The following is a 3,730-nucleotide window of genomic DNA, read 5'->3' as shown; positions in this document are numbered from 1 at the left end:
AACAGCGGTTGCCGCCGGCCATCAAGCCGGCGCCCTCCTGCTTAACTATACCGGGTCCGGTTTCCACACCGAGTATAAGAATCCGATCAATCTAGTCACTGACGCAGACCGTGCCGCCGAACAATGCGTCATCGACCGTATCAAGACTCACTTCCCGACCCATCGGTTCTTGGCCGAAGAGAGTGGTCGCCTGGAAGAGGGGCGGTCGCCTTATCTGTGGATCATAGATCCGCTGGATGGAACAACCAATTTTGCGCATGGCTATCCGGCCTACTGCGTCTCCATCGGCCTCGAGTACGAAGGACGCTGTATGCTCGGCGTCATCTTCGACCCCTCACGGAATGAACTGTTCACGGCCGTTGAAGGTCGAGGCGCGCAATTGAACGGCCGTCCCATCCATGTGTCCGGCGCGAAGACCCTCGACAGCAGTCTGCTGGTGACAGGATTTGCTTACGACATCAGAGAAACGTCGCGAAATAACCTCGATCATTTTTCCAATTTTGCCCTCAAGGCCCAGGGACTCAGGAGAACGGGATCCGCCGCATTGGATCTTTGCTATGTGGCGGCGGGACGCTTCGATGGTTTCTGGGAAGTCCGTCTCAATCCGTGGGATATGGCGGCCGGGTCGGTGATCGTGCGAGAGGCCGGCGGGCGGCTGACTGATTTCAGCGGAAAAGATCTCTCAATTTATGGGCAGGAACTTGTGGCTAGCAACGGGCAGATCCACGATTCGATGCTCGCGGTCCTTAACCAAGAGACCTCTTGATATACTGAATTGCCCAGAATACAGTAAGATTATGTGAACGAGCTCTAATGAGGATCATGTATGGCGCGAGCTATCCCTCCTCCTGAACAGTCGGACAAGTCGTCTTCCAACAATAATTCTGCCGGCCCGACCTGGGATGTGGAGCTGCTGCGCGTGCTGGTCAGCCGCAAGGGAACGCAGGTGGAGGCCCAATGGGCGATCCATCCCCAGTTGAAGCAAGACCTGTTGCCCGGCGAATGGCAAGAAGTGATGGACCTCATGGCAAAGGCCACTGACATCGTCGGTGATCGCTTTTCCAAAGCCCTGTCGGAAGCCAACCCCATGCCTCCGGGCAATGCTTAATTGTTCCAGTGTTTTACTTTCTTATTTTCACACCGGGACGAGAGGTTCGTCGTATAGGTGCGTATGACCACACGCATGATTGAGGAAATTTCTGATATGGGGAAGGTGAACAAAGACCTGTGGGATAAATCCATGATTACTACAGTGCGGTCTTTGCCGAGAACGCGCTAATAGAACGAGAAAAATCCTCCTTGCAGGCGTCAACGACCTCTTTTTCTCGATGGCGCCTTCCTTCTTAAGTCGAACATTACTGAGACTGAGCCGCCAAGTGAACCATCGGGTCTTTGCTCTTTGTATTCAATTTCAATTCTGGCGAAACTGCACGACACCTGATCAACAGGCACCTCGCCTGATGCACTGGATCCACCCTGCTGATAGGAAGAAATCACGACATCGGATAATTTGATCCTCAAGTAATCCTGTTGTTCGGCCCCTGCTTTCCTTGCGGACATAGCGGCTTCCCTCAAACGCGCGCCCGTGACACAGGCCTCAAAGAGCTTCGGCGAGGCCTTGCTGACTTTCGCCGTAAACTGAAAGTCCTGCGCGCTGAATCTTCCGCTGGCGACACCTGGCCGCACAGGCCCCGGCACCGCTCCGCCAGGCTTTCCTCCCACCATTCCTTCAGCCGTCCCTCCAAACGACCATGCATCCAGTATAATTTCTCCCCGATGCCGAGCATCTTGGCTCTCGCCTTCGATCCTATCGATTTTGATGAAATAGTCGTCAGCCATCAGTCCTCCTATGAACTAAGTAGGCCACCTTTTCTTTTATCAGGTCTCGCACGGTGTTTTCACTCTTTCGCGCTGAAACACCAGCACAACATGACAGGGGAGAAGACGCCTCGCCGCATCTTCACCCAGGTACTTTTCACGGATGATTGGCCCAGACAACTCTTACCGCCTTCGAGGCATCCACTGCTTCCTCAATAACTTCATCAAAGAAACGACCGATTGGGTACGCCGATCTCACCAGGCTGACCACCTTTTTTCTTCACAACGCATGTGCCAGGGACTTCACTCAGCTCCTATCTTCACTGGCATGGCTGACAATGGATGATCCGTTACCTAGAAAGGCCCAAGTGCAACGCGAGCGTACGTGTGTCTCGGCAGGGATCGCGATGAGGTCACAAGGATGCGTTTTCAAGACTCGCCAGCAGCGCGAAATGTTCGCCGGTAATCCGGCCCATTGGACAAGTCCGCCGTCGTAGGTGCTTCGACACAGTTCCAGGAGAATCGCCCCGAGCCCTTCGATTAATTCAAGTAGGCCAGTCGATGGGTGAACGGAGTATTTTAAAGTTACTATTAGCCGGCAACAGCCCGAAACGGCTCAAATTCCCGATCGGCTTTCGCTGCCAGGTAGAAGTCGCTCTCGGTCAGGCCGTTAATCTTATGAGTCCAGATCTCGATCTTCACCTTCCCCCAGGCAAGATACAGATCAGGATGATGGCCTTCGGCCTCGGCGACGGCGCCAACCTTGTTCACAAAATTCAGCGCCTGGGCAAAATCTGGAAATGTATATAATCGTTCCAAATGTCCTTGATCATTGAGGGACCAGCCTCGGCCAAGTTCCTTCAGCAACGCTTGAGCGCGATCGTTTGACAACGGCGGCACACCACCGCGGCAGGGGATACACTTGTTATCGGCAAGACTCATAACAACCTCCTTCGAGGGGGATCAATAAATCATTCTAAAGGGCATTGAGAACAAGGGCAAGGTAGACGGATGCTCTTCTTTTGTGATTTCGTGCACATTCTACATCGAACGTGATAGTCGAGATCTCCACCAACGCCTCTCATGTTGAGCGTCCGCTGAAGCTCGTTATAAGGTTTCTTGAAAGCGGTTCAGATTAGGGGGTCACACGATCGATGGCATCCGCGTAGATGACGGGAATCCCCATCGGATCCTTTTCATCCGCGACCACGACTCCACGGATGCGCAACCGTTCGTCCTGGACAACCGGTTGCATCGCGCCCGGCTTGCAGGTCCCGGCCACTCCCACCTGGATGGACCCGGACTCATCCAGAAGTCGGAACAGTTGTGCATCGTAGACAGGTCCCCCGGCGCAGCGATGCGTCCTGAATCGAGGCGGCAGTTCCATCACATCGCTCGCGCGTCCTCCCACGATGACGACTTTGGCCTGATAGTCCGCGGGGCGCTCCAAAATTTTTGCGATGCGCAGGATCTCGTCTCCCAGCGCCGACGGGTTGAGACTAAGTCCGTACAGTATCAATGACAAACCAAGAACAACATATGGCATAGGCCCTCCCTTATTCGCCGTCGTCCGGTGCGCCGACTGATTTGGCCAGATCGTCTATTTTGATTTTGTCGGGATTGAACTTCTGCGCGGCCTGCGTCATGCGGTCAAGGGCATCGTCGAAGGACAAGCGTGGCGCGTCTTTGGGACGGAACCTGATCGGATTCACGCGGGCGACGACGAAACTCTTCATGTAAGGACTGGTCAGCCCTTTGGCTTGAAGTGTTTCGACTTGTTTGACGATGAGGTCGTCCAGCGCCAGGACGGTCTTGGTCCGCTGCTGGCGAACGCTCAGAGCAGCATGCAACGGTTTCTGTAGAAATTCGTCGACCCGTTTCAGCACAGGATGGTAAGCACCGCCGCTGAACC

5 protein-coding genes and 1 pseudogene are annotated in these 3,730 nt (G+C 54.4%); 2 read left to right on the top strand and 4 right to left on the bottom strand.

Annotated features, from left to right (window positions below; all coding sequences use genetic code 11):
• Together ACOSYY_RS18325 and ACOSYY_RS18320 are read left to right on the top strand one after the other, a co-directional pair.
• The coding region (locus ACOSYY_RS18325) for an inositol monophosphatase family protein (protein ID WP_421664290.1) at positions 1-766 on the top strand (766 nt) is incomplete at its 5' end.
• A gap of 60 nt (positions 767-826) precedes the next feature.
• The gene (locus ACOSYY_RS18320; protein WP_421664289.1) at positions 827-1,108 is read left to right on the top strand and encodes a hypothetical protein; all 282 of its coding nucleotides are present in this window, start codon (positions 827-829) and stop codon (positions 1,106-1,108) included.
• A gap of 200 nt (positions 1,109-1,308) precedes the next feature.
• Here the strand turns inward: ACOSYY_RS18320 and ACOSYY_RS18315 are convergent, their stop codons facing one another.
• The 4 genes and pseudogenes from ACOSYY_RS18315 to ACOSYY_RS18300 all read right to left on the bottom strand — a co-directional run.
• Positions 1,309-1,839 (bottom strand): Hcp family type VI secretion system effector, encoded by a 531-nt coding sequence (locus ACOSYY_RS18315; RefSeq protein WP_421664288.1) that lies wholly within the window; start codon positions 1,837-1,839, stop codon positions 1,309-1,311.
• Between the two features lie 570 nt (positions 1,840-2,409).
• Complete coding sequence (locus tag ACOSYY_RS18310) at positions 2,410-2,760, bottom strand: 4a-hydroxytetrahydrobiopterin dehydratase (RefSeq protein WP_421664287.1); 351 nt, start codon at positions 2,758-2,760, stop codon at positions 2,410-2,412.
• 193 nt (positions 2,761-2,953) lie between these two features.
• On the bottom strand, positions 2,954-3,364 hold the full coding sequence (locus tag ACOSYY_RS18305) for a hypothetical protein (protein WP_421664286.1): 411 nt from the start codon (positions 3,362-3,364) through the stop codon (positions 2,954-2,956).
• 10 nt (positions 3,365-3,374) lie between these two features.
• A pseudogene (locus ACOSYY_RS18300) lies at positions 3,375-3,730 on the bottom strand (chromosome partitioning protein ParB); the annotation flags it as partial.

This window comes from Nitrospira sp. BLG_2 (genome assembly GCF_049222245.1).
This window is presented reverse-complemented; position numbering and strand designations above follow the sequence as displayed.

Excerpts from the sequence above, each read along its gene's own strand:
- ACOSYY_RS18320 (WP_421664289.1), top strand. The coding sequence starts at position 827 with ATGGCGCGAGCTATCCCTCCTCCTGAACAGTCGGACAAGTCGTCTTCC.
- ACOSYY_RS18315 (WP_421664288.1), bottom strand. The coding sequence starts at position 1,839 with ATGGCTGACGACTATTTCATCAAAATCGATAGGATCGAAGGCGAGAGC.
- ACOSYY_RS18310 (WP_421664287.1), bottom strand. The coding sequence starts at position 2,760 with ATGAGTCTTGCCGATAACAAGTGTATCCCCTGCCGCGGTGGTGTGCCG.
- ACOSYY_RS18305 (WP_421664286.1), bottom strand. The coding sequence starts at position 3,364 with ATGCCATATGTTGTTCTTGGTTTGTCATTGATACTGTACGGACTTAGT.